Origin of the sequence: Anoxybacteroides tepidamans, assembly GCF_014201465.1 — a bacterium.
Taxonomy (GTDB): domain Bacteria; phylum Bacillota; class Bacilli; order Bacillales; family Anoxybacillaceae; genus Anoxybacteroides; species Anoxybacteroides tepidamans.
The window spans coordinates 51,531-76,017 of record NZ_JACHEP010000004.1; the positions used below are offsets into that span (position 1 = coordinate 51,531).

Genomic DNA, 24,487 nt, shown 5'->3' on the forward strand with positions numbered 1-24,487 from the left:
GTTTTTTACATAAGAAGGGAAAAAGAAGAAAATACTACCATTGTACAAATGTTGTCAATGGAGGAGCTGACATGAAAAAAATAATGACTTTTATTTTAGTATGGTTCGTTTTTTATACGAACACGCCTGCACAGGCGCTGACGCCAATGAACGAGCGCGAGTTGCAGCAATACGTAAGCGAGTTCGGTTGGACGGTGGACGATTTGCGGCGTTATTTATCGATGTATGACCGAACGCTTGCCGATTTTTCGACGATGGAGGAGTTGAAGCGATGGCTTGGCGATCCCGTGACGGAAGAAGGGCTGACCGAACTGTTGCTGCGCTACCATTTGACGGAAGAAGAGTTGGAGGCGCTGCTTGGGCAATTCGGTGAAACGGTGCAAGATTATACGTTTATGAACGATTTGCGGACAGCAGTGGATTTTTATATGCGCCATAACGAGCGCATGCAGCGGATCAACGATAGGCTTTCTTCGCTTGGCTTTACGGAAGACGAAGCGAAGCGCTTTTTTGACCATATGATGTCGCTTCGTGACGAAACGATGCTCCAGCAGCTTGATGCGTTGAGCGCACGCGTCGATCGGCTGTCATCGGAAAGCGATGCAGCGAAGCGCCGGAAAGAAGCGATCGCAATTTGGAAGCAACTGCTCGATGCGATCGGGCTGCAATCGGACTTTTATTTTGTAACGATCGGGCAAATGGAGCACGTATCGGCGGATCAGCTTGCAGCAACCGCTTCGCCAGATGGACGCGATTTGCTTATTACGCTGTCCAACAAAGAAGGAGAACGGGTCATCGATCTGCAACTGCCGAAACGCGCAAATATGACAACATTCATTCTTCATGCGGAAAAAGATTTGCTGGCTGTCGGAAAGATGGCGCACGAAATGAAAGGAAAGCTGCTCGGAGAAAAAATGCCGAACACTGCTTCGCCGTATGTGCGAAACATGATGGCAGGGCTGCTTCTGATGCTCGGCGGCATTTTGCTTTATGCCCGAAAGAGGGCGGTTCAATGAGAAAGTCCGGTTTTTTGCTTGTCGCTATCGGCCTTTTTTTGACTGTCTGGAACGGTTATTGTTACTGGCAAGGATTTCGCCCAGTCAAGCCGCTCCCGCTCGAGGACCGAACGCATGCGATTTCTCCAGCGCCGAAGCTCGGGGAGCGAATCGGGACGCTTTTCATTCCGAAGCTTTATACTTCGTTACCGATTTATCATGGAGCGAGCGAGAACGAATTGCGAAAAGGAGTCGGGCATTATCCGAAAAGCGCGATGCCCGGACAGCCGAACAACGTCGTTCTATCCGGACATCGCGATACGGTGTTTCGCAAACTAGGGCAAGTCGGTGTCGGGGATCAATTAGTGGTCGAGACGAAACTCGGCCGATTTGTATATGACGTAAAAAAGGTGCGCATCGTTTCGGAAAACGATCGCACCGTTATCGTCGAAAAGCCGCGGCCGACGTTAACGGTCACGACTTGTTATCCATTTCATTGGGTCGGTGATGCGAAGCAACGCTACGTGCTCGTCGCGCAGTTAGCGTCCGTTCAGCGTTGATTGTTTGCCGCCGCGGCGTTCGTGCAGCTGATGTTTAAATTCCTTCAAGAGCGCTTCTCCTTGCAGCCCTTGTTCAACGAGTCCAGCCAATACAGTTTCGGCCAAATCTGTTTTGTTGCGGACGAGCAGACCGTCCATCAATACGCTCAAGTGATTGTTCAGCGGCGTGATCGACCTTACTGAGGCGATCATGTTGGCTGGATCGTTGTTAATGTCGGAAATGATCACTTGGAGGCGGAATTCGTTATGATCTTTTTGCAGTTCCGTAAATAAAGGTTCGTATCGTTTATCGATATATGTTTCAATAAGCCAGCGGTTTTTTCCATCCTCTTTATTGATGATAAGCCCGTCAATGAGCGGAATTTCTTCTTGGTGTACATCGCCGTGTACGACTTGGAGCCCCACAAGCTTGAAGGTTTTCATCATATCACCTCGTCAACATTGTCTTACGAAAAATTATAGCATAACCGTATTGGAAAGGGAAAATGGGCCGTCAGACAAGTTTTCAAGGTGTTTGCGAGAAAAATGAATGAAAGATGCCAAAATTAAATTTTATTGTTAGTTGTTGACGTTTTTTGTCTATCTCTACAGTTCATTGTCAAAAAAAGTAGAGCCGAAAATTCAAAAATCGCCATTTTACGAGGGAATCGGCGATTATTTATGATAGAAGTGCGACGAAACCGAAAGGAGGGGAGGGATGGGATGATCAACCAAGTCGTGCTTGTCGGGCGGTTGACGAAAGATCCGGAGCTTCGCTATACCGCCGATGGAGCAGCAGTCGCCAATGTGACACTGGCGGTGAGCCGCCATTTTCGCAATGCGGAAGGAGTCATTGACACCGATTTTGTCCATTGCACCCTTTGGCGGAAGGTGGCCGAAAATACGGTCCATTATTGTCGGAAAGGATCGATCATTGGCGTGATGGGAAGGATTCAAACGAGAAATTATGAAAACCAAGACGGCAAACGGGTGTATGTGACGGAAGTGGTGGCCGAATCGGTCCGTTTCATGGGCGGAAAAACCAATGCGTGGGTGGCGCAAGAGTAAGTCCTTTCTCTTTCTTTTCCCCTAGTTTCCCTCTCTATAGAGAAATTAAATAGCCTCAATTGTCCCCTCAAATGGTAGCCAGCCGCATGCGGTTGGCGCTTTCTTTTGCTCTGTGGTGCTAGTCGATGGCGCGCAAAAATTCTTGAATGATCGTTGTGATGGCGGATTCGATATGCTTTCGTTTTTTCGCTGGCAGCTGCGCAAGCGAATGAATCGCCTGCTCGATGTCGGGGTTTTGCTTTAAGTAGTCAATAATATCAAGCATTTTTTCATCGACAGCGTCCGTTTGGTAAATGCGGCTCACTTCCCGCAATAATTCTTTTTTGTTTGTCCGTTTTCCAACTAAAAAGTCGATGCTCACATCATATAGTTCGCTTAATTTTTCTATTGATTGTAAATCAGGCAGCATTTCCCCGTTTTCCCATTTGCTAATTTGTGAGCGCGACACATTGAGATGTTGTGCTACATCTTCTTGCGTCCAATTTCGTTGTTTTCGCAAATATTTTAAATGGTCGGCAAGCTTTGTCATTTTTGTTCACCACAATTCCATAAAAATTATAACAATATATAAAAAATATGAAATTGTGGTAGAAGAATCGGTTCGTTTTTTGAACAAAAAAATATTTGTTCTAAAAAAGAACAAAATTGAACAGCTGACAACTTTCGTAGACTGAGCAAAAGTGTTAAAATATACAATAAATGATAAATATTTACTGATAAAAGAGAGGGATCGATGTGAATATTTATCTAGCGAATTTAGTCGTGAGTGAGAGGAAGCCGGAAAGGCGCAGTTACCAAACGTATAGCGTGTTTGTGAAAGAGATGAAAAATCCGTTTTCTGTCAGGCTTTCGAAGATTGCAGCGGCGAGCTTTGCCGATTCGCTCCGATTTTTGAAACGGGAAAAAGAAACGTTTGTGGTCATGGACGGAGAAGCTTGCTTTCGGACGATTCAATGCCAAGAACATGCGCAATTATATTTTTTGTTTAAATCGGTCAATCAGCTGTATATGTTTATCATAAAGCTTGATTTGAAAAAACGGACGATAGCAATTACCTCTTATGAATGGAACGACCTTCAACGAAAGTATGTACTCCTCTACACAAATGAACTCCTTGCAATTGAAAGACAGCTTATTTATCGCATCCTTCAATCGCTCTATATTTGCACAAATAAGCAAGTATCGTATTTTTGCATGTTGCCGGCGAGAGAAAGGCGGTAAAAGGGATATCCCAACAGTCATGCGAGGTACCCCTTTTTATATGTTGCGGATGCGTTCGTTTGCCGACAACGGCAGAAAAGCTAGGAATAGAGCGATGTCAACTGGTTTTTATTGGTTAATCAACACGCCTGCATTTGTTTAAATTATTTTTAATGTAAGGGGCGTTTGTTTGACCGCTTCCTGCCGAGATAACAGCATTCCTTTATGTTTTCCGATTTTTTTTTGGCCGGCAAAAGCGTCCTGTAAAAGCTTCCTTCATGCCATGAAAAAGCGATGGGCTTCTATATGCCTAAAGGAGCGTTGCTATAAAGGAAAAAGCATTTTTCGCATCGAGCCAACGGCACATGAGCGTACGTGTATTAATCATGAAGCAACTTTCCTTTCTGCATTTCTTCGTGAAAGGCGCGAAGCCGTTTCGTTTTCTCTAGCAGTTTTTCACGGTATACTAGCCACACATCGTAGCGCCCTAGCGCGCGGTAATACGTGCGCAGCTTCTTTAAATAGCGGACGGCTTGTTTATAACTTGGCCGGTTTTTTGCTTGAATCATTTTTTGCACGCCGCGATGATAAAGCGGAAGCAATAATGAGCGATCGTGTTTTTCGATCGTTGTTAAAAACGAGCGATGGATTTCTTCAATTTCGATACCGGCGATTAAATGCAAATCGACCCATTTTTTATATTGCTTGCTTGACATTAAAAAGTGGCTATATTGAGAAGCGCTGTAAGGAAGCAGCGCCCGTAAAATCGTTTCATTATGTTTCTGGTCTCCCGTTGCATGCGTATATCGTTCCGATAAATAGAGCAATTCTCTCGTTACTTCCGCTTTGTAATAATGTGAGGAAGCGAAGAGCAAATTTATGCTGTTCATACATAGCTCCCACCACGTTTTCATGCGCGTCCATTGGCCGGCAAGAGCCAGCTCCCTCATCCAATGAAGCACGTAGGGAATCGCTGCAACGCGTACATCTTTTAAAAGCGCCGATACTTCTTCGTCACGGCCACGGAGAAAGGCGAGATGTGCCAAGGCGAGCAGGCATTCATCCGCAAAAGAAGACTCTTCTTGTCGCTTTTGCAGCGCTTCTTGTTCTTTTTCGCACCACGTTTCGCCGCGGAACAGCGCATTCCACACCATTTGGTACACGCGAATGCGCATGGCCATAAATCCTTCACTAGCAAACAATACGTTGCGCACGTATTTGCGGCTTTCGTCCAACAATGACGCATTTGGTGCCGGCTTGTTCAAAAAGGAACTGCATTTGTTGTGGATGACGCCGACAAAATCTGATATCGCCGACTCCCAAAAGGAGCGTTGATAAGAAATGCGTTGGAACTGTTCACCGGATTCCACGAGGCGGCAAAACGTAAAGAGCGCGGCGTGAAGGTCGTAGAGCCGCTTCTCTATGCCGGCATAAGGTACTCCTTCTAGCAAAGACGGAAAAAATCGATAGCACAAATGATGGGCGAACCAATAGTCGATCGTACGGTAATTTTGTAAAAACTGGTCGTAAAAATGCTCAAATCGCTTCACCCAATCATGGACGGAAGCGGACGGCTGAACGACTTCGCTCGCTTTTGGAAGCTTCGGTGCCACGGATGTTCGTTTTATATTCCATTTGCGCACGAGCTCTCCGACTGAACCGACGTTGGCGTACAAATAAAAAAAGAGCGCAAAAATGTGCGGGCAAATGTAAGAGCTGCTGCATTCGCAATGGCTTTGCGGAAGATCGGTTAAATCCAAGATGGGCTTGTATATTTGCCGATCGAGCACGTTCGCTTGCACGAGGCCGTCGTCTAATAAAGCGGCGTTATAGACGAAGCCTTCCCGGTATAACTTCAATCCTTTTTTCATCGCATTTTCATAAAAAGGAAAGGCCATTTCTTGTTGGAATTGGCTGGCGGTTTCATTCAAGATCGCTTTTGGCAAACTCGTTTGCAACAATTGTTGTCATCCTCTCCTATCGTTCCTATCTCTTATTTTAGCTATGTTCACATTTCCTTCTACAAAATTATAACAAAAGTCTCTTCCAATGAAAAAGAAAGTTTCAGTATACTAGAAATAGCGCCAGCCGAAAAAAAGAATTCACATGTTGGATTCCTTTTTTCGACATGGCGAACGGTCGAAGGAGGGAGAATGATGCAGTGGAAAGCGAAACAGATCATGATGACATCCGCTTTTGCTTCGGCGTTATTGATGATTCCGGCAGAAGGGAAAGCTGCAGAATGGAAACTCGGCATGAGCCATCCGCAAATTAAAGAAGTACAGCAGCTGCTAAAAGCGAAAGGCTTTTTTACATATCCAACCGCCACCGGCTATTTCGGCGCGATTACGGAAACGGCGGTGAAAAAATTTCAAGCGTCTGCTCGCTTGCCGGTGACAGGCGTTGTCGATGAGAAAACGTATGCCGCCTTAAAAGCGGTGGCGAAACCGGCGGCAAAACAAGCGGTAAAGACATCGGCTAAACCGGCAATGAAACAAACGACGCAGCTTGCGACCAATACGAACACAGTCGCTTCGTCAACAGCGAAATCAGCGGCGGAATCGAAACTTGGAGCGTCCGGTGAAGCGGTCAAAACGCTTCAGCAGCAACTGCAAACGCTCGGCTATTTTACGTATCCGCAGCTGACTGGCTATTTCGGCACGGTGACGCGAGAGGCGGTGAAAAAGTTTCAAAAAGATGCAGGGCTGCCGATTACGGGTGTCGCCGATCGCACGACGCTGGCGAAACTAGGGGAGGCGCTCGCGAAAAAGGCGCAGCCGGTTTCCACGCAGCCAGCCATCTTTTTAACGATCGGCGCAAGCGGCGATAAAGTGAAAGAAGTGCAGACGAAGCTTAAGCAGCTCGGCTATTTTACGTATCCGGAAATCACCGGCTATTTTGGACAAGCGACAGCCGAAGCGGTGAAAAAGTTTCAACAGAGCGCAAAATTGCAAGTAACGGGAATGGTCGATGACGAAACATATACGCGCCTTGCCGCACAAGCACCTGCAAAAAAATTCGACCCGATTGAACTCGTCGCCGATGCTGCCCCGCTGTTAGGCAAACCGTACGTATGGGGCGGCCAAACGCCGGAAACTGGATTTGACTGCAGCGGCTTGATCGTCTATTTGTTCCAGCAGCAAGGCATCACGATCCCGCGCACGGTTGCGACGATGTGGGACGCCGGCACAAGCGTCGATATTCCTGCCGTTGGCGATATCGTCTTTTTCCAAACAGAAGGCTCGACCGTTTCCCATGCAGGCATTTATGTCGGCAACAATCAATTTCTCCATAGCGGCAGCTCCACCGGCGTGACGATCAGCCCGTTCAACAGCCCATACTGGAGCGCGCGCTACATGGGGGCGAAGCGGTATTGGTAAGCGCATGGACTGGCTTTTTTATAAAGTCAGTTCGTTTTTGTTTCATGATAAGAAAACATAAAATCTTGAATCGCTGTCCAGCTCCAAGCTCCATCGGTGTGATGCGCTCCGTTCATAGACAGAACGACCTTGCATCACCTCCGCTTTTCTTCATCGTAAACAAACAATAGACACTGCAAAATGGAAATACTGTACATCTGACAGAAGTGTGAAAAATCGTGTAAGATAGACGTAACACACTGTAACGAGAGGAGCAACGGAATGAACATTGCAGTAGCGGGAACCGGATACGTCGGACTAGTGACGGGAACGTGCTTAGCCGAAATGGGGCAGACGGTCGTTTGTTTTGATGTTCAAAAAGAAAAAATAGCGGCATTACAACAAAGACGTTCCCCCATTTACGAGCCAGGGCTTGAACAATTAATCCAAAAGAACATGAGCGCAGGGCGATTGTCTTTTACCGCGGATGAAAAAAAAGCGTATGGGGAAGCGGATATCGTCTTTCTTGCCGTCGGTACGCCGGAACAGGAAGATGGTTCGGCGAATTTAACGTATATTGAAGAAGCGGTTCGTTCAATTGCGCGCAATATGGAAAAGGACGTCATTATCGTGACGAAAAGCACGGTGCCGGTCGGAACAAACGAGCGAATCCGCCAAATGATGGAACGGTTGAAACCGCCGTTTTTGCGGATAAGCGTCGTATCGAACCCGGAATTTTTGCGGGAAGGGTCGGCGATTCATGATTGGTTTTATGGCGACCGCATCGTCATCGGCGCAAGCAAAGAGGACGAAGAGGCGGTTGCTGTCGTCGCCAAGTTATATGAACCGCTAGGCATCCCGATGATGAAAACGGACTTGGCGAGCGCGGAAATGATTAAATACGCCTCGAACGCTTTTTTAGCGACGAAAATTAGCTTTATTAACGAAATAGCCAACATATGCGAAAAAGTGGGGGCGACGATTGACGATGTCGCTTACGGAATCGGGCTTGACAAGCGGATCGGTCCGCAGTTTTTACAAGCGGGGATCGGCTATGGCGGGTCTTGTTTTCCAAAAGATACAAAAGCGCTCGTGCAAATCGCCGGCAACGTGCAGCACCGTTTTGAATTGCTAGAAGCTGTCATCCAAGTGAATAACAAGCAACAGTCGATGTTGGTTGAAAAAGCGAAACAATATGTTGGCTGCCTGCGCGGGAAAAAAATCGCGCTTCTCGGTTTGGCGTTCAAGCCGAATACCGACGATGTGCGGGAAGCGGCTTCGCTTGTCATTGCCAACCAGCTCATCGGGGAAGGGGCAACCGTCGTCGCATACGATCCGATTGCGGTTGATAACGCCAAAAAACACTTTCCTCCGTCGGTTCAATATGCCGATGCGATCATCGAAGCGATTCGCGGAGCAGATGCGGCGTTCATCGTGACGGAGTGGGATGAAATTAAGCGAACGCCGCTTTCCGTGTTCCGCGAACATATGCGCACGCCGATCGTCCTAGACGGCCGCAATTGCTATTCGCCTGAAGAAGCGAGACGTTCGCATGTGACTTACATTTCCATCGGCCGTGCGCCCGTATTGGCTGGGGTGTATCAAACGGAATGAAACAGGAGCTCAAGAGGTCTCTGTTTTCGCGATTTGCTATGAAGATGGAAAACGAGTGAGTATAACGAAAAAAAGTATTTCCTATTTTAAACAATGCGTTTACAATAAATGTATGATTACGTTTTGGGGGTCAATACGATGATGAGAAAATGGCTGACGAGTGTTGCAATCATGTTCGTCGTTGCGGCGGGTGTTTTCAGCTGGGGCGGGCGCGTTGCCGAAGCGAAAGTGTTATGGGGCAACATGGAATTGAAAAAAGGGACGATCGGGAAAGTAGTCGTGGTGAAAAACACGGAACTTTACCAATGGAAACAAAATAAAATGAACGTCGTCCGAATATTGAAAAAAGGGCAACAATACCGCGTCTACAGCAGCAAAACTGTACAAGGTGCACTTTTTTACGGCGTCGGCAGCGGCATGTACGTCCAAAAAACAACTAACATTCAATACGTTCCGCTCTCGGCGGAGCAATTCACTTCCTTAGTGAAACAAGCGTTAAAAGGGGAGTATGAGCTCGTTAGCGGCAAAGAACGTGTTTCCTTTGTCATTGAAAAACAAGACGGCAACGAGCTTTCAGGCTGGTATTTTTACATGGACAATGACCCGCTCCCAGTAGAAGGAACGGTGGACGGAAACGTTGTGACATTGCGCGCGTATTTCGATGACCGTTATGATCAAATTTTAAACTCCATTTCGTATTTGCAGCAATACAATGTGCCGCAGGCGGAAATCGAAAAGGTGGCCGAACAACTCGTCAATAACGATGACTATTATATGCAGTTTCAGTTTACGATTGCGAACGACCTGGAACAGTTTCAAGGGCAATTTCGCTTTACGGATTTGCTGCTAGATGGCCGCTATGACGTAACAGGAACAGAGCTGAGCGCCCCGTTTTCCGTTCAAGTGAAAAAGATAGACTAAAAGAGGAGAGGTTCGCATGGTCGGGCCTCTCATTCTTGTATAGATTTGCTAGAAAAATAGTGATTTTGGCTCGCTTCCATGGGAAGAAAATTGTGGTACAATTATTCACAAAGGCACAGCTAAGGAAACTTAGCGCCGCAAAGCTATAGGGGCTACGGGGAAACCTATGCCAGCCAGCTGCCATTACCAAGCAAGAAAATGAAGAAGGAGGGATGGTAATGTTAAAAAAAGGGTTGCCAATTTTACTTGCTTCCATGCTTGTCGCATCTCCTGCGTTTGCCGCAAAATATGACGGGAAGCGGGAAGCGAAAGCAAAGCATGCGGAAAAAAGCGAGTTTGTCGTGAAGAAGCTAGAAGAGAAGAAAAAAGAAAATAAGAAAAAACAGGAACTAGAGAAAAAAGAGCAGAAAATGCTTGCGAAAAAATTGGCTGAATTGAATAAAAAAGTGAGCAAAATCGAAGAGCGGATGAACAGCGTGACAGCCGACATCGAAGCGCTTAGCGAGCCGGCCAATCCAACGCAATCAACCACACCGGATTCAACATCGGTAACGCCGGCGGATCCAACGCAAACAGCTCCAGCGCCAACGGATTCAACAACGCCAGCGCCAGCGACGCCGACAGATCCGACGCAACCAAGCGCTCCGGCAACAAATTCAACAGCGCCAGCTTCTACAGGCGCTCAAACAACGACTTCTGTCGATCAGCCGGCAGAGAATCAAAATGATGATGAAGAAGCAAAACAAGAACAAATTGACGAGCTCATCGGCAAATTGCTTTCGCTTTCTAACCAATTAAAAGCGGTGAAAAATGAAATTCGCGCGTTGGAAAAGAAAGTTGGCACGAACCAACCAGAGATTCAGAAATTAAAAGAAAAAATTAAAGCATTAGATGAACAAATGCAGCAAAATAAAAAAGCGTTAATTACTTTGTTGTAATGAGCACCAAATTTAGGTGCTCTTGTTCACGTATTTTTCGAAAATAATGGTAAAATCGACCATGTGGTTGATGCGTATGCGCAAAAAAAGTTCTATTTCTGAAAAAAAATGCGTATAGATGTATAGTGTGTGATTTTGTAATGGTTTTGTAATGGTTTTGTAATGAATTTGTAATCGATTCGATAAGAGAATTGCCTAAAAAATTTGTATTTAAGACTAGAAATTACAAGAAAAATGTATTATTATAGTAAACGTGGAGAGATGGGGAAAGAACATCAAGATGTAGCAACATACGCACCATTTACTACTATTGCCTAGCGATAGGTTAATAGGAATGTTTTGCCCCAGTTAAATCTTTTAGGCAATGAAATTACTAATCTTTATTTCATTGCTCTAAAGTTTAGATAAAGAAGGGAGACGTATTATATGAGCAAAAAGAAAGCTATCAAACTTGCAACAGCAAGCGCAATTGCTGCAAGTGCATTCGTAGCTGCAAACCCAAACGCTTCTGAAGCGGCTACTAATGTAGATGCGGTTGTAAGCCAAGCAAAAGCGCAAATGAGAAATGCATATTACACTTACAGCCACACAGTAACAAACACTGGTGAATTTGCAGACATCAAAGCTGTATATGCTGAGTACAACAAAGCGAAAAAAGCGTATGCTGATGCGGTAGCATTAGTGAAAAAAGCAGGCGGCGCAAACAAAGACGCATACTTAGCTGACTTAGAAGCTACATATGAAGTATACATTACTTCACGTGTAATTCCTTACATTGACGCATACAACTATGCAGTGAAATTAGACGCAATGCGCCAAGAATTGCAAGCTGCTGTTGATGCGAAAGATCTTGCAAAAGTAGAAGAGCTTTATCACAAAATTTCTTATGAGTTAAAATCTCGCACAGTAATCTTAGATCGTGTTTACGGTCAAACAACTCGCGACTTGCTTCGCTCTCAATTCAAAGCAGCTGCGCAACAACTTCGCGACAGCTTAATCTATGACGTAACTGTTTCTATGAAATTAAAAGCAGCTGAAGAAGCAACAAACAAAGGCGACCTAGCTGCAGCTGAAAAAGCATTAGCAGAAGCTCAAGACGCATTAACGAAAGCAACTGCGTTCAAAGCTGACTTAACTACAAAACAAGCAACTGTAAAAGCTGCGTATGAGGCGAAAGTTGCTCCTGCAGTTGTAGGTGTAAGTGCGGTTAACTCTAGAACAGTACAAATCAAATTTAATAAACCAATTGATGCTTCAACTGTATTAGTTGATAAAGGTACTACTGATACGTCTGATGACACGTTGAAGACTACTTCAATTGTGTTTACTGCGCTTGATGGGCAACCTGCTATCAGCCAAACAGATATTAAAGCATCTTTAAGCGATGATAAGAAAACTTTGACATTAGTTGCTGCTAACAGTGATTTCTTTACAAAACGTTACGTTGTTGATATTAAGAACGTTAAAACAACTGATGGCAAGGATGTTCCTGCGTACACAACAACGATTGATACAACTGATTCAGTAAGACCTGCGGTTCTATCTTATTCTTATGCAGATAACGGCTTAACGTTAAAAGTTAAATTCTCTGAGCCGTTAAATAGCGTTGGTACAGTGAAGCTTTATGATGGAACGACTGAAATTTCAGTATCTCCAAGCTTTACTGCTGGCAGCGATGAAATGACAATTAACTTAGCTTCTTCGTCTGTGCCAGTAAATAAAGCCTTAACATTGAAAATCTTTGGCGCTGTTGATTATAACGGAAACGTAATTAATCCAAACCCAGCAGAGCTAACAGTTATGAAAACTACTGTTGATACAACTAAACCTACTGTTCAAAGCGTTGAAGCAGTAAACGACAAGACTGTTAAAGTTACATTCAGTGAAAAATTATTAGGTAATCCAACAATTAAAATTGGCGGTACTACTGCTGCTTCCGTTTCTGTTGATTCTACAGGTTTAGTTTATACAGCAACATTGAATAGTGCTCAACTTGGGATTCAAGCAGTTGAAGTAAGCAGCTATACAGACCTTGCAGGTAACGTAGGAGATGCTTACACGAAAGTAGTAGAATTGAAAGCTGACACAACTGCTCCAAAACTAGTAAGCAGTCAAGTAGTGAAAATAAATGGTATTGAAAATCTTGTTCTTACATTCGACGAGGAAGTAACTACTCAGAATAATATTACTGTTGTGTCAAGCAACGACTATTATGTTGATGAAAACAATGTGCGCAAACAAGTTGGTGTGACACTTACAACAAATAGTACAAACTTCAAATTGTACAATCCTGTAAATGGTAAATCTAAATCTGTTGCATTAGATATTTCTTCTTTACCAAAAGGAACATATACAGTTACTTTACCAACAGGAGCAACAGCTTTAGTTAAAGACTTAGCTTCGAACCCTAATGCATATGCTGAAGGTAAACAAATTACATTTGTGCGTGGCACAGATAGCTTAACAACAAAACCTGCTCTTGATACTAATGTTAGTACGAACGGTGTTGAAGTAGTAGACAACAACACTTTACGTTTCACATTTACTCAAAACTTAGATGCTTCTGCGCTTAACTTGTCTAACTTTAATATTAACGGAGTAGCTTTATCAAAAGCTGTGTTTGATGGAGCAACGAATAAAATTCTTGTAACTCTTGCTCCAGGGGCTAATACGTGGACAGGTACTCATGTAATTACAGTTAGCAACATTAAAAACGTGTCCGGTATTGCAATGGATACTGTTACTACGACAGAATCCATGAATGAAAACGTAGCTCCAACATTCACTGCAACATTAACTAGCGCAGATGTAATTAAAGTAACTTTCAGCGAGCCTGTTGCACATTCTACACTTTCAAATGCTATTACTGGTAACAACTTTACAGTTAAAGTTGATGGTACATTAAATAATGTAACAGGAGTTTATACTGATAGCGCTGCTACAACTCCAGTATCTGCAACTGGTAATACTGGCTATAAAACTGTTTACTTGAAATTAGCAACTCCTGTAACTGACTTAACTAAACCAATTACTGTAAGCGCAACGAACCTAGTTGATGTTAGTGCAGAAGGTGCATCTCCAACTGTTGTAGGTAACACTGTTTCAAGTGACGTAGTAAACGTTGCAAAATAATATTTTAGGTGTGTGATTGTTTCAAAATGAGAAGTCCTGCAGAGAGATATCTCTCTTGCAGGACTTTTTACTTATACTCTAATGATATCTTGCTCTGTTTATTGTATAAAATTTGAATAAATTTACCCTTTTTTAGAGATCATGGGTATATTTGTTTGAAGAAACACTTGCTTTATTGATAATAATCTACTAAAATTTACAGGTAGAGGATTGTCGATTTTTAGTAGAATGAGGCGAATAAACAATGAGCGAAAGACTCAATCGGTATGTATTCTTTGGTTTGATCGTTTTTGTTTTTGCTGGTATTGGCTATGCTTATTGGAAAGGGGAACGGCAAGACCAGCAGTTTAAGCAGGATTATATTCAGTATCAGCAAGCTTTTGAATGGATCAAGCAAAGCAATGGGGAGCAAGCGCTGCAATTATTGCAGCCGCTTTTAAAGAAATATCCGGACCGTTATAACATTATGCGCTATGTTGGGTTAGCCTATGCGATGAAGAACGACTTTCGACGCGCATCTCTTTATTATGAAAAAGCTATTACACAACGGCCTTTCCTGCAGGAAGATCCGATTTTCACATTACAGTTCGGCGAGATTTTGTATTTTAATGGGGAGTACGCAAAGGCGAAGGCATATCTCGAAAAAAGTAAGCAGCTGCCGGGATCCGAAAACTACCATTCTAGAATTGATGAACTTCTGACCCTCATTCATAAACGAACAAAATAATCGCTACATAAGGTGGATGGCTATGTCTGATTTATATAGATATTTAAAAATTGAGCGCGATGAGGAAGAAGACAGGCTTGAAATAGAAAAAGTAGATCGATTCTTGTTTTTCGGACTCATCTTTACTTTAGTCTTTGTTCCATTATTAACAAGAGTACATATTACCGATTATATCAGCCCGTCCATTACGGAAACGGATATTTTGGATACGGGAAAGAAAGCAGATGTATTTACTTATTACAAACACATTTTATTGCTAATTTCCACTGCATGTTTAAGTCTACTATTTATATATAAGGTTGCCGTGCTTAGATACTCTATACCAAAAACAAAAATAAACATATCGTTAGCTTTGTTAGCGATCTTTATTACTTTGTCGGTTGTTTTTGCGCCGTATAAGACGCTTGCCCTTTATGGAATGTATGACAGAAACGAGGGGGCTATTACGTATCTTTGTTATTTAATGTTGTTTTTTATCGCTGCGAATATTCATTATACAGAGAAGAGGCTAAAATGGGCGTTATATTGCCTATACCCATTTGTGCTGATTAACGCTTTGTTGGGGATTGTTAATTTTTACGGTTATAACGTACTCGAATTAAACTGGGTGAAAAAATTGCTTTACTCAAATCTTCCCCAAGGCGCAAAATTGACGGAAGGTTCGCGGTTACTTGCGACCATTAACCACGGGAACTATGTAAGTGGGGTTTCGGCTGTTCTTACGACCCTTTTCTTCACTTGGGCATTATTAGATAAAAATAAGATCAGAAGTATTATAAATTTCGTGATGTCTTTACTATGTTTTGCGATGTTGTTAAGTTCTCTTTCGGTTAGTGGATTTCTTACATTAATGCTTACCCTTCCGCTTGTCTTTTCGCTTGTTTTTAAAGCAATATACAAACGTAAATTCGCAGTTACTTTTGCCGTTTTTTTAGTCGGAGCAGCATGCATTTATGTTGTCATGGTAAACCATAATCCGAAAGTATGGGATGAAACGTTTGGGTTTTTTATAAAAAGCAATCCGTTTGCGGAAGCTCGTGCTGTAGTCAATGAATTCCAGCAAGCTTTTGATGCAAGTCATGTATATGCGAAAACAGGATCGAATCAAGAAAATAAGGAGTATCAACTTCCACAACTTCCTGAATCAGGAGTTGGTCCTGGATCGGGACGTTTATACATATGGAAAAAAACGTGGGAACTTATTCAGTATCGTCCATTATTTGGATACGGTCTTGATACACTTCCTTACTTTTTCCCGCAAGATGACCCTGAAAAGCAAGCCAATATCGAGACATATACTGTTATAGTCGATAAGCCGCATAACATGTACATCGGTATTGCTTACGGAGCTGGTGTGATTGCCCTGCTTGCGTTTGTTGCTTTCATTGTCAACATTGGGATATTGACAATACAACGTTTGATCAATACGAAATTAGTTGATGATAAACAAGCTATTTTCGCAAGCGTCGCTATCGCTTGTGGTGCGTATCTCATTCAGGCGTTATTTAACGATTCCATCATCGGTACAGCCGTAATATTCTGGATATTGCTTGGATTGTTAGTTTCTTTCCTTATGCAAAATAAGCAGGAAAAAGTGAGTTGATTTTAAATGGAGATGCCATTGGTTTCGATTGTGGTTGCTACGTATTTTCCGCGTACAGATTTTTTCGAGAAACAGTTGCAAAGCTTGAATAATCAAACGTACGAAAATATTGAAATCATCATCTGTGATGATAGTGCTAATGATGCAGAGTATGAAAAAGTAAAGAAAACGGCGGAAAATATTATCTCTAGGTTTCCATGCAAGGTAATAAGAAATGAAAAGAATGTTGGGAGCAATAAGACCTTTGAGCGACTAACAAAAGAAGCCAATGGCGATTATATTTGTTACTGCGATCAAGATGATATATGGCTTTCTGAAAAGGTGGAGCGCTTAGTGAGTCACATCACGAAACATCATTGCACACTCGTATATTCTGATTTGAGCTTAATAGATGAAAATGATCGTATCATTCATAAGAGTTTTAAGAGAAGCAATTTTAGACTAAAACATGTCCATGGTGACAATACTTTTGCTCACCTAATTAATAGAAATAGCGTCACAGGATGTGCAATGATGATTAGGACTGATGTTGCGAAGAGTGCGATACCTTTTCCAAGTTACGATGAGTATGTACACGACCATTGGCTCGCTATTTGTGCAGCTGCAAGAGGAAGAATAGGGTATATCCACGATCCAATGGTTTTATATAGAATGCATCCAAATAATCAGATAGGTAAAAAAAGACTTAGTAACATTTATACTATAGATGACTATGTATATTATAGGATAAAGAAACAGTTCAATAGATACGAATTTATATTATCGAATTTATGGTTAACAGGTGAATACAAAGAAATCGTATATTATCATATTGAAATTGCAAAAATGAGATTAGATTTAAGTAATAAGATATCTTTAAGAAACTTACTTAAGTACCTAAAATTAGCCAAATTTGATTTCCTTCTGTTTATATTTGAAGTTCTCCTCTTTACATTCTTAAGAAATAATAGCTCTTGTTTTTTTAAAATAATAAAATATTTAAAACTATAGTAGCTCTATTTAAACGCTTAAAGTTGTAGATGGAGGAATTTATGGTGTCTGTTAATTTTTTAGTAAATAATTTTAAAGTTATTAGGGAGCATAGATATATACTAATTCAATTAATAAAAAAAGATTTACAAAATAGATATGTAGGCTCTTTTTTAGGGTTATTCTGGGCGTTTTTTCCTCCACTTGTTAACATAGGGGTTTTTTGGTTTATATTCGAAGTAGGTTTTAAATCTGTGCCAGTTAACAACTATCCATTTATACTATGGTTATTGACAGGGATGATACCTTGGTTTTTTATTTCAGATTCTATTAGTTATTCTTCTACATCTATTTTAGATAATAAGTTTCTTGTAAAGAATGTGGTTTTTAAATTAAATATTCTTCCTTTTGTAAGAATATGCTCTTCTTTAATTATTCATTTGTTTTTCGTTTTAGTTCTATTGTTATTTTTTTCTTTCTATGGGTACAAACCCAAGATTTATAATTTACAAGTAATTTATTATATTTTATGTACAATAACTCTCGTATATGGAATTTCGTTAATAACCTCTTCCTTAATCATTTTTGTAAAGGATTTAGGGCAGTTTTTAGCATTAATATTACAAATAGCTTTTTGGATTACTCCAATTTTTTGGTCATTAAATCTTTTGCCATCAAAATATCATTTACTCATTAAACTAAATCCATTTTATTATGTTGTAGAAGGATATAGGAATTCGTTTATATATAACGCTTGGTTTTGGCAGTATCCCCGTCAGACATTGTTTTTTTGGGGTGTAACATTTTTTACGATAGGTCTAGGTACATATCTTTATAGAAAACTTAGACCTCATTTTGCCGATGTGATTTAGGGTGGTGGATGGGAAAATGTTTAACAGAGAAGAAGCGATTATAGTAGAAAATCTTACTAAAATATACAAACTATACGAAAACCCTTTAGATAGAGTGAGAGAAGCAATCAGTTTTTCAAGGAAAAAGTATCACAAAGAGCATTATGCGCTTGACAATATTTCTTTTAAAGTGAGTAAAGGAGAGACAGTAGGAGTTTTAGGGCTAAATGGTTCAGGAAAATCGACTTTGTTAAAGATAATATCAGGAGTTCTAAAACCTTCTAAAGGGAAAGTATCGGTCAATGGGAAAGTGTCTTCTATTCTAGAATTAGGTGCAGGGTTCAATCCTGAATATACTGGAATTGAAAATATTTATCTTAACGGATCTTTACTTGGTTTAACAAAAAAACAGATAGAGAGCAATTTAGATAAGATAATTAAATTTGCAGACATAGGTGATTTTATAAACTATCCAGTAAAACTATACTCAAGTGGAATGTACGCTCGACTTGCATTTTCAGTTGCGATTAATGTAGATCCTGATATTTTAGTAGTCGACGAAGCACTATCTGTAGGAGACATGTATTTTCAGGAAAAATCTTTTACTAAAATGAAAGAATTTAGAAGGAAAAATAAAACTATTTTCTTTGTAAGTCATTCTATATCAAGTGTTAGAAATTTTTGTGACAGAGCTATTTGGTTAGAAAAAGGAAAAGTAAAGATGGATGGTCAAGCCGATGTAGTCTGTAGCGAGTACCAAAATTATATTAATAGTCAGAAGAGTAGATATTTGAGCGTGCAAAGGTTAAATAGTAATTTTTTGAATAAAATTTACATTAAAAATGTTAAAACTGACAAATTTTTATATACTTTGGATGATGATATCTATATAAATATTGAATTAGAATTTAACGAATATATAAAGGATTACGGTATAGGAGTAATTATATATGATGAACAAGGTAACATTGTTACTTTATACAATACTGTAAGGGATGATATATATTTTGATAAACCGATAAAAAGTTTTTGTTTAAAAATACCTCAAAATGATTTTGTAAAAGGTACATACTATGGTTCGGTAATAATTTCTGATGAGTTATCAATGTTTCCTTATGATAGACAGGATTACGTTTTAGAGTTCCAAGTTGAAAATAAAAAAAATAAAAATGGTATTCCTTTAGCTGAAGGAAAGTTTAGGAGTAAGCATCTATGGATATATTAGGGAGTTTGTTTCGAAGATTTAGGAAAGAAAAGTTATATTTATTTAGAAACCGAGTTCCTAAAGATATACTTATTATCTGTATATTAAGGATAAGGAATGAGGAGTTAATTATTGAAGATACATTGGATCATATTTCTAGTTTCGCAGATGCAATAATTTGTTATGATGATGCGAGTACTGACTCAACTTTTAAGTACTTAAAGCGTCACCCTAAGGTTATTGCTATAATAAGAAATTTTAATTGGGCTGAAAGTGCAGAAGAAAGAATCAAAGCAGAAACTGTTCATCGAAGAAAACTATTAAATCTTGCACATACGTTCAACCCAAAGTGGATCTTTTGTGCCGATGCAGATGAAAGATATATTGGAGACATAAGAAGTTTTGTTCAGAGCGAAGAGGCACAAGATGTTGATTTAATAAGAATTTCATTATTTGATGCTTATTTAACTCCTAATAACTGTGAACCATACTGTAAAGGACAACCTTTATTGAATTTTAGAAGGTATTTTGGTCCAGAGAGAAGAGACATTGTTATGCTTTGGAAAATGAATAAAAATAAAATATATTATGAGCTTGACGATTCAAGGGAACCCCAATATGATTCGAATCTTAAAGTTATTACCCGATTTTATTGTCAACATTATGGAAAATCTCTATCAGTAAAACATTGGGAGGAAACTTGTGATTATTACATAAACCATTTTCCTTATCATCCATATGGTTGTAAATGGGAGAAAAGGAAGGGGAAAGCAATACATTTAGAGTCGGACTTTGGGACCCCATTATATGAGTGGGGAGAATCATTATTTAGTAATGCTATCAAAATTCATCCAAGGTGATATATATGTCCCCAAAAATATTGCTTACTACCCATCATTTAAAAAATTTTGCTGGTTCAGAATTGGTTATTTTTGATTTAGCCAAATTTTTTAAAGATTATTTGTGTTATGATGTTACTGTAATTAGTTTTTTATTCGATAATCCAATAAAGCAAAAATTTATTGAAAATAATATTACAGTTATTAATGTTCTTGAAGGTGAATTAGAAAATAAGGAGTATGACTTGCTTTGGTCTCAGCATTTCCCCACTTTCTATTATTCAATCTATAAGTTGGGTGTAAAAGCCGACAAAATAATATATAGTTCTTTATCTCCTTTTGAACCACTAGAATCTATTCCTTTAATACCTTTTAATATTAATCTGTATCTAGCTAATTCTCAAGAAACTAGGGATGCCATGATGAAACAAGGGATAGATTCTGATAAAATTTTTATTTTTCACAATTCAGTAAGTGGAGAATATTTTAATGTTTTTCAAAAGTGGAAGCAATGTAAATTAGAAAAAATTTGTGTTGTTTCAAATCATATTCCTAAGGAAATTTATGATTTAGTTACTACTTTTGAAAATAATAATGTTAAGGTTGATTTATATGGACATGGGCATAACTTCACCTTACTTACTGCCCAAAAATTAGCTGAATATGATTTAGTAATTACTATTGGAAGAACCATTCAAATGGCAATGGCTGCTGGTATTCCTTTTTATTGTTATGATTATTTCGGTGGACCAGGTTGGATTGATGAGAAGAATTTTTCTAGAGCAGAGTACTATAATTTTTCTGGAAGATGTACAGGAAAACGAAGGGAAAGTCAGGAAATTTATAGGGATATCTTACAAGGATTTGAGAAAGCTTTTAATAGAAGAGAATATTTTTACAATCTTGCTTCTAATAAATATTTATTAGATAAAAATATTTTTAAGGTTCTAGAAAAGATAGGATTAGACTCGAGCAGTGAAGTAAATTCAGAAGAAAATAGCTTAATCTCTAATATAACTATTAATAAATATTTGGATGTTTATGTTAGAGAACTTAAGAAGAGTTATTTATATGTAGAGTGTGTTGAAGAGAATAAACAACTTTGGAAGAGAGTAAACCATGCGGAATCTATGTGGAGAAGATTAGAGAGAGAAGTGTCTTTAAAACAAAAAGAAATAGAACAATTAACCAACTCTGTAAAAACATTAGAAAATATGTTAGTGGATTATCGTAAAAAAATAATGTCTTTACAATCAGAAGAAAGTAAAATTATGTCGAGTATTTTCTATTATCTGAGTAGAAGATTTCGAAAAGGGGAAAATAAAAAATGACCCAAAAAATAAGAGCATCTGTTATCATTCCTGTTAAAAATGGGGGACAAATTTTTGAGAAAGTATTGAATAAAGTGTTAGAACAGGAATTGAGAGATGGAACGTTTGAAATTATAATAATCGACTCAGGATCAAGTGACGGCTCTGTCGAATTTGTTAGATCTAAAATGAATAAGAGAAATAATGTAAGACTATTACAAATAGAACCTCGAGAATTTGGGCATGGGAAGACTAGAAACTTAGGAGCTTCAAGAGCAAAAGGAGAAATTTTAGTTTTTTTAACACAAGATGCTTTGCCGTATGATAATTATTGGCTTGAAAATTTATTAGTTCCTTTTGAAATTGATGATAATATAGCAGGGGTTTTTGGTAGACATATTCCTTATGATGATTGCGATATTTTTGAAAAAGAATTAATTAATAGGCATTTTCAAGGTTTTGGTGAAGAAATTACTGTACACTATCTGGAAGATAAACAACGCTACAAATTAGATGAAGGCTATAGACATATGCTTTGTTTTTATTCTGACAATTCTTCTGCTATGAGAAAATCTATATGGAAAAAAATACCTTATCCAGATGTGGATTTTGCAGAGGATCAATTGTGGGCAAAACAAATTATAGAAAGAGGTTATAAAAAAGCATATACTCCTTATTCAATAGTTTATCATTCTCATCGTTACTCTTTTCGCGAGCAGTTTCGGAGATATTATGATGAATATAGAGGTTTGAATAATATATACAATTATATACCTGTGAAAAGCGTCTTTCTTATTCCAATTTATATTTGTAAACACTGGTTTTCTGATATGTGTTTTTTGTTTAACCAAAATATTTTGTTTAGAGAAAAAATAAAATGGTCAATCTATTCAATTTTAAAGAATACAAACAGATATTTAGGAGCATATTTGGGTGTAAAGGGGAATAGGTTTAATATTTTAAATAAAATTTTCTCTAGAGAATATAGAATAATAAATGGAGATAGAGAGGCATGAGGGTTTTATATTATAACTTGAGAAAGGTCATAAACATACTAAAGAATGAAGGAATGTATAGAGGGCTCAGAATTATAAAATCTAAAGTATTAAGAGGAACAAAAAAAGTACTAATAAAAAGAGATATAAATGAGTTTTATTCCTATATTTTGTTAAAAGAAAACCCGCCGAAAATAAAATATAAAAAAGGAGATTGTATTCGAATTGCTTGGTTCATTCCCGATTTCGGAATAGGGTCAGGGGGACATTTAAATATATTTAGGTTTGTTCATTTACTCGAAAAGAATTACAAAGTAAGATCTGACATATATATATGCGGTAACACACAATGGAGAGATACTAAAACATTAAAAGAAATTGTTAATAAATATTTTTTCGAAACCAATGCTAACTATTATATTCTAAATACTCCAGAAAAAATATACGAGATTAATCAAGTATATGATTTGGCAATTGCGACTTCTTGGCAGACTGCATATTATGTGAGAGCATTTGGCGAATGTTCACAGAAAGCCTACTTTGTACAGGATTTTGAGCCATACTTTTATCCTAAAGGGAGCAATTATGCTTTTGCTGAGGAAACATATAGATTTAATTTTTACGGAATAACAGCTGGGACTTGGCTAAAAGAAAAATTAAGTAATTCATATGGAATGAAGTGTGAAAGCTTTAGCTTTTCGTATGATAAGGATATATATAAAAGAAAAAAGAGAAGGGATCCTGAAAAAACTCGAATTTTCTTTTATTCAAGACCTCCAACTGATAGAAGGGGGTTTGAACTAGGTCTTTTAGCATTATCTGTCTACTGTGAAAATAACCCTGAAACAGAAGTAGTTATGGCTGGATGGGATGTTTCGGAATACGAAATTCCATTTAAACATTTAAACGCTGGAATAGTGAAAATTGAGGAATTGCCTGATTTATATAGTCAATGTGATGTAGCTTTAATACTCTCTTTTACAAATTTATCTCTTCTTCCTTTAGAACTGCTCGCTTCTGGTTGCCCAGTTATAATAAACGAAGGTAGTAATAATTCTTGGATTGATAATAACAAAAACTTGCTAGTATATACTAAAGCGACGACTAGTAGTATCAATGAATCCTTGGAAAAAGTGTTAAAAAATAAAGAGTATAGAGAAAGTCTTATACTCAATTCAGAGAAGTTTTTGGAAGAAACTTCTTGGTCTAAGGAAGTAGATAAGGTTTATAAATTTATTGTAAGTATATTGGAGGAAAAATGAAAAGAATTCTTATACTAGGCTGTGGTTATTTGGGGTTAAATTTAGCTAATTATTTTTGTAAAAAAAATTACGACGTAAGTGTTATTGGCAGAAAGTCTGTATACTCCAATTTTTTAGAAGAAGAGATAGAATTTATTGAAGATGATATAAAAAATATAAATAGCTATAAACATATGTTTAATGAAGAGACTACGGTGATTTATGCAATAGGTAGTATTAACGCTAACAATTATTTTATGGACTTACGAAATGATATAGAGAATAGCTATATACCATTCATAAATTTACTTAACTTTCTTTCTGAAAAGTATATACAAAAATTTGTATTTCTTTCTTCAGCAGGGACTGTATACGGAAATGTAAATAAGAATTATATAAGTGAAAATGAAATTCTCAATCCAATTAGTATTTACGGTTTACAAAAAGCTTTTTTTGAACAGTTAATTAGGATAAAAAATAATGAGGCTTCCCATTTTCGTTATTTAATTTTTAGAATTTCTAATCCCTACGGTGGAATTAATATTCCTAATAAAAATCAAGGAATTATTCCTACTCTTGTTTATAAAGCTGTCAATAACGAACCGTTTGAGTTATGGGCAAGTATAAATACAATTAGAGACTATATTTATATAGATGATTTAAGTGAGTTGATTTATAAAACTATCTACTTAGATATTTATAATGAGACTTTGAATTTGGGCTCTGGAAAGGGAACATCTATTAAGCAGCTGATTTCCTTGGTTGAAGAAATATTGGGTAAAAAAATCACAATTTTAGAAAAGCCGCCTATAAAAACTAATGTATTAAAAAATATATTAGATATTTCAAAATTGGTTAACACGGTTGGTTATGAGCCTAAAATTAGTATAGAAGAAGGAATCAGTAGATACATCAACACTATTTTAACAAAAAATATATTTTAAGTAACAAAGCAAAAAACTTGAACTATATAAATTGAAAT

General features: G+C 38.7%; 22 protein-coding genes and 1 riboswitch. Of the genes, 19 read left to right on the forward strand and 3 right to left on the reverse strand.

The window, feature by feature from the left end:
* The first annotated feature begins 71 nt into the window (after nt 1-71).
* Both HNQ34_RS06215 and HNQ34_RS06220 read left to right on the forward strand, forming a co-directional pair.
* Nucleotides 72-1,016: a processed acidic surface protein gene (locus HNQ34_RS06215; RefSeq protein WP_183252684.1), complete on the forward strand. Its 945-nt coding sequence runs from the start codon at nt 72-74 to the stop codon at nt 1,014-1,016.
* On the forward strand, nt 1,013-1,555 hold the full coding sequence (locus HNQ34_RS06220; RefSeq protein ID WP_183252686.1) for a class D sortase: 543 nt from the start codon (nt 1,013-1,015) through the stop codon (nt 1,553-1,555). The genes HNQ34_RS06215 and HNQ34_RS06220 overlap by 4 nt, the downstream gene beginning before the upstream one ends.
* Here the strand turns inward: HNQ34_RS06220 and HNQ34_RS06225 are convergent.
* Complete coding sequence (locus tag HNQ34_RS06225; protein ID WP_183252689.1) at nt 1,535-1,978, reverse strand: YwpF-like family protein; 444 nt, start codon at nt 1,976-1,978, stop codon at nt 1,535-1,537. The two genes, HNQ34_RS06220 and HNQ34_RS06225, sit on opposite strands and share 21 nt — an antisense overlap.
* A gap of 279 nt (nt 1,979-2,257) precedes the next feature.
* Between HNQ34_RS06225 and ssb the strand changes: the two genes are divergently transcribed.
* A complete protein-coding gene (gene ssb, locus HNQ34_RS06230; protein WP_183252690.1) occupies nt 2,258-2,602 on the forward strand; it encodes a single-stranded DNA-binding protein in 345 nt (114 codons plus the stop codon).
* A gap of 118 nt (nt 2,603-2,720) precedes the next feature.
* Here ssb and HNQ34_RS06235 read toward each other — a convergent pair whose 3' ends face one another.
* Nucleotides 2,721-3,131 (reverse strand): helix-turn-helix domain-containing protein, encoded by a 411-nt coding sequence (locus tag HNQ34_RS06235; protein WP_183252692.1) that lies wholly within the window; start codon nt 3,129-3,131, stop codon nt 2,721-2,723.
* A gap of 206 nt (nt 3,132-3,337) precedes the next feature.
* On the opposite strand from HNQ34_RS06235, the gene HNQ34_RS06240 reads away from it, so the two are divergent.
* Nucleotides 3,338-3,823 (forward strand): hypothetical protein, encoded by a 486-nt coding sequence (locus tag HNQ34_RS06240; RefSeq protein WP_312856103.1) that lies wholly within the window; start codon nt 3,338-3,340, stop codon nt 3,821-3,823.
* Between the two features lie 359 nt (nt 3,824-4,182).
* Here the strand turns inward: HNQ34_RS06240 and HNQ34_RS06245 are convergent, their stop codons facing one another.
* Nucleotides 4,183-5,763, reverse strand: a complete 1,581-nt coding sequence (locus HNQ34_RS06245; protein ID WP_183252695.1) for a hypothetical protein — start codon at nt 5,761-5,763, stop codon at nt 4,183-4,185.
* 195 nt (nt 5,764-5,958) lie between these two features.
* Here HNQ34_RS06245 and HNQ34_RS06250 point away from each other — a divergent pair, with 195 nt between their 5' ends.
* The 15 genes from HNQ34_RS06250 to HNQ34_RS06320 all read left to right on the forward strand — a co-directional run bounded on the left by HNQ34_RS06250 (nt 5,959) and on the right by HNQ34_RS06320 (nt 24,449).
* The gene (locus HNQ34_RS06250) at nt 5,959-7,182 is read left to right on the forward strand and encodes a C40 family peptidase (protein ID WP_183252697.1); all 1,224 of its coding nucleotides are present in this window, start codon (nt 5,959-5,961) and stop codon (nt 7,180-7,182) included.
* Between the two features lie 261 nt (nt 7,183-7,443).
* On the forward strand, nt 7,444-8,775 hold the full coding sequence (locus tag HNQ34_RS06255) for a UDP-glucose dehydrogenase family protein (protein WP_183252699.1): 1,332 nt from the start codon (nt 7,444-7,446) through the stop codon (nt 8,773-8,775).
* A gap of 138 nt (nt 8,776-8,913) precedes the next feature.
* Nucleotides 8,914-9,696, forward strand: coding sequence for a hypothetical protein (locus HNQ34_RS06260; protein WP_183252701.1), 783 nt, complete (start codon nt 8,914-8,916; stop codon nt 9,694-9,696).
* Nucleotides 9,697-9,798: 102 nt separating this feature from the next.
* Nucleotides 9,799-9,881: riboswitch (cyclic di-GMP riboswitch) on the forward strand.
* Between the two features lie 33 nt (nt 9,882-9,914).
* A complete protein-coding gene (locus HNQ34_RS06265; protein ID WP_183252703.1) occupies nt 9,915-10,634 on the forward strand; it encodes a hypothetical protein in 720 nt (239 codons plus the stop codon).
* Between the two features lie 426 nt (nt 10,635-11,060).
* The gene (locus tag HNQ34_RS06270; RefSeq protein ID WP_183252706.1) at nt 11,061-13,766 is read left to right on the forward strand and encodes an S-layer protein; all 2,706 of its coding nucleotides are present in this window, start codon (nt 11,061-11,063) and stop codon (nt 13,764-13,766) included.
* Between the two features lie 244 nt (nt 13,767-14,010).
* On the forward strand, nt 14,011-14,493 hold the full coding sequence (locus HNQ34_RS06275) for a tetratricopeptide repeat protein (protein WP_183252709.1): 483 nt from the start codon (nt 14,011-14,013) through the stop codon (nt 14,491-14,493).
* 22 nt (nt 14,494-14,515) lie between these two features.
* Entirely contained in the window at nt 14,516-16,096 is a 1,581-nt protein-coding gene (locus tag HNQ34_RS06280) for an O-antigen ligase family protein (RefSeq protein WP_183252711.1), read from the forward strand.
* Between the two features lie 6 nt (nt 16,097-16,102).
* Entirely contained in the window at nt 16,103-17,086 is a 984-nt protein-coding gene (locus tag HNQ34_RS06285) for a glycosyltransferase family 2 protein (protein WP_183252714.1), read from the forward strand.
* 44 nt (nt 17,087-17,130) lie between these two features.
* Nucleotides 17,131-17,937, forward strand: coding sequence for an ABC transporter permease (locus HNQ34_RS06290; protein ID WP_409978357.1), 807 nt, complete (start codon nt 17,131-17,133; stop codon nt 17,935-17,937).
* A gap of 16 nt (nt 17,938-17,953) precedes the next feature.
* Nucleotides 17,954-19,141, forward strand: coding sequence for an ABC transporter ATP-binding protein (locus HNQ34_RS06295; RefSeq protein ID WP_183252718.1), 1,188 nt, complete (start codon nt 17,954-17,956; stop codon nt 19,139-19,141).
* Nucleotides 19,129-19,980 carry a glycosyltransferase family 2 protein gene (locus HNQ34_RS06300; protein ID WP_183252720.1) on the forward strand — a complete coding sequence of 284 codons (852 nt, stop codon included), beginning with the start codon at nt 19,129-19,131 and terminating at the stop codon, nt 19,978-19,980. The genes HNQ34_RS06295 and HNQ34_RS06300 overlap by 13 nt, the downstream gene beginning before the upstream one ends.
* Nucleotides 19,981-19,985: 5 nt before the next feature.
* The gene (locus HNQ34_RS06305) at nt 19,986-21,290 is read left to right on the forward strand and encodes a glycosyltransferase family protein (RefSeq protein WP_183252723.1); all 1,305 of its coding nucleotides are present in this window, start codon (nt 19,986-19,988) and stop codon (nt 21,288-21,290) included.
* Entirely contained in the window at nt 21,287-22,285 is a 999-nt protein-coding gene (locus HNQ34_RS06310; RefSeq protein ID WP_221277322.1) for a glycosyltransferase family 2 protein, read from the forward strand. Before HNQ34_RS06305 ends, HNQ34_RS06310 begins: the two co-directional genes overlap by 4 nt.
* Nucleotides 22,282-23,526, forward strand: a complete 1,245-nt coding sequence (locus tag HNQ34_RS06315; RefSeq protein WP_183252725.1) for a rhamnosyltransferase WsaF family glycosyltransferase — start codon at nt 22,282-22,284, stop codon at nt 23,524-23,526. The genes HNQ34_RS06310 and HNQ34_RS06315 overlap by 4 nt, the downstream gene beginning before the upstream one ends.
* Nucleotides 23,523-24,449: an NAD-dependent epimerase/dehydratase family protein gene (locus HNQ34_RS06320; RefSeq protein ID WP_183252727.1), complete on the forward strand. Its 927-nt coding sequence runs from the start codon at nt 23,523-23,525 to the stop codon at nt 24,447-24,449. The genes HNQ34_RS06315 and HNQ34_RS06320 overlap by 4 nt, the downstream gene beginning before the upstream one ends.
* The last annotated feature ends 38 nt before the right edge of the window (nt 24,450-24,487 follow it).

Bases quoted from the DNA above. Each gene is read 5' to 3' on its own strand.
- HNQ34_RS06215 (WP_183252684.1), top strand. From the start codon at position 72: ATGAAAAAAATAATGACTTTTATTTTAGTATGGTTCGTTTTTTATACG.
- HNQ34_RS06220 (WP_183252686.1), top strand. From the start codon at position 1,013: ATGAGAAAGTCCGGTTTTTTGCTTGTCGCTATCGGCCTTTTTTTGACT.
- HNQ34_RS06225 (WP_183252689.1), bottom strand. From the start codon at position 1,978: ATGAAAACCTTCAAGCTTGTGGGGCTCCAAGTCGTACACGGCGATGTA.
- ssb (WP_183252690.1), top strand. From the start codon at position 2,258: ATGATCAACCAAGTCGTGCTTGTCGGGCGGTTGACGAAAGATCCGGAG.
- HNQ34_RS06235 (WP_183252692.1), bottom strand. From the start codon at position 3,131: ATGACAAAGCTTGCCGACCATTTAAAATATTTGCGAAAACAACGAAAT.
- HNQ34_RS06250 (WP_183252697.1), top strand. From the start codon at position 5,959: ATGCAGTGGAAAGCGAAACAGATCATGATGACATCCGCTTTTGCTTCG.
- HNQ34_RS06255 (WP_183252699.1), top strand. From the start codon at position 7,444: ATGAACATTGCAGTAGCGGGAACCGGATACGTCGGACTAGTGACGGGA.
- HNQ34_RS06260 (WP_183252701.1), top strand. From the start codon at position 8,914: ATGATGAGAAAATGGCTGACGAGTGTTGCAATCATGTTCGTCGTTGCG.
- HNQ34_RS06265 (WP_183252703.1), top strand. From the start codon at position 9,915: ATGTTAAAAAAAGGGTTGCCAATTTTACTTGCTTCCATGCTTGTCGCA.
- HNQ34_RS06270 (WP_183252706.1), top strand. From the start codon at position 11,061: ATGAGCAAAAAGAAAGCTATCAAACTTGCAACAGCAAGCGCAATTGCT.
- HNQ34_RS06275 (WP_183252709.1), top strand. From the start codon at position 14,011: ATGAGCGAAAGACTCAATCGGTATGTATTCTTTGGTTTGATCGTTTTT.
- HNQ34_RS06280 (WP_183252711.1), top strand. From the start codon at position 14,516: ATGTCTGATTTATATAGATATTTAAAAATTGAGCGCGATGAGGAAGAA.
- HNQ34_RS06285 (WP_183252714.1), top strand. From the start codon at position 16,103: ATGGAGATGCCATTGGTTTCGATTGTGGTTGCTACGTATTTTCCGCGT.
- HNQ34_RS06295 (WP_183252718.1), top strand. From the start codon at position 17,954: ATGTTTAACAGAGAAGAAGCGATTATAGTAGAAAATCTTACTAAAATA.
- HNQ34_RS06300 (WP_183252720.1), top strand. From the start codon at position 19,129: ATGGATATATTAGGGAGTTTGTTTCGAAGATTTAGGAAAGAAAAGTTA.
- HNQ34_RS06305 (WP_183252723.1), top strand. From the start codon at position 19,986: ATGTCCCCAAAAATATTGCTTACTACCCATCATTTAAAAAATTTTGCT.
- HNQ34_RS06310 (WP_221277322.1), top strand. From the start codon at position 21,287: ATGACCCAAAAAATAAGAGCATCTGTTATCATTCCTGTTAAAAATGGG.
- HNQ34_RS06315 (WP_183252725.1), top strand. From the start codon at position 22,282: ATGAGGGTTTTATATTATAACTTGAGAAAGGTCATAAACATACTAAAG.
- HNQ34_RS06320 (WP_183252727.1), top strand. From the start codon at position 23,523: ATGAAAAGAATTCTTATACTAGGCTGTGGTTATTTGGGGTTAAATTTA.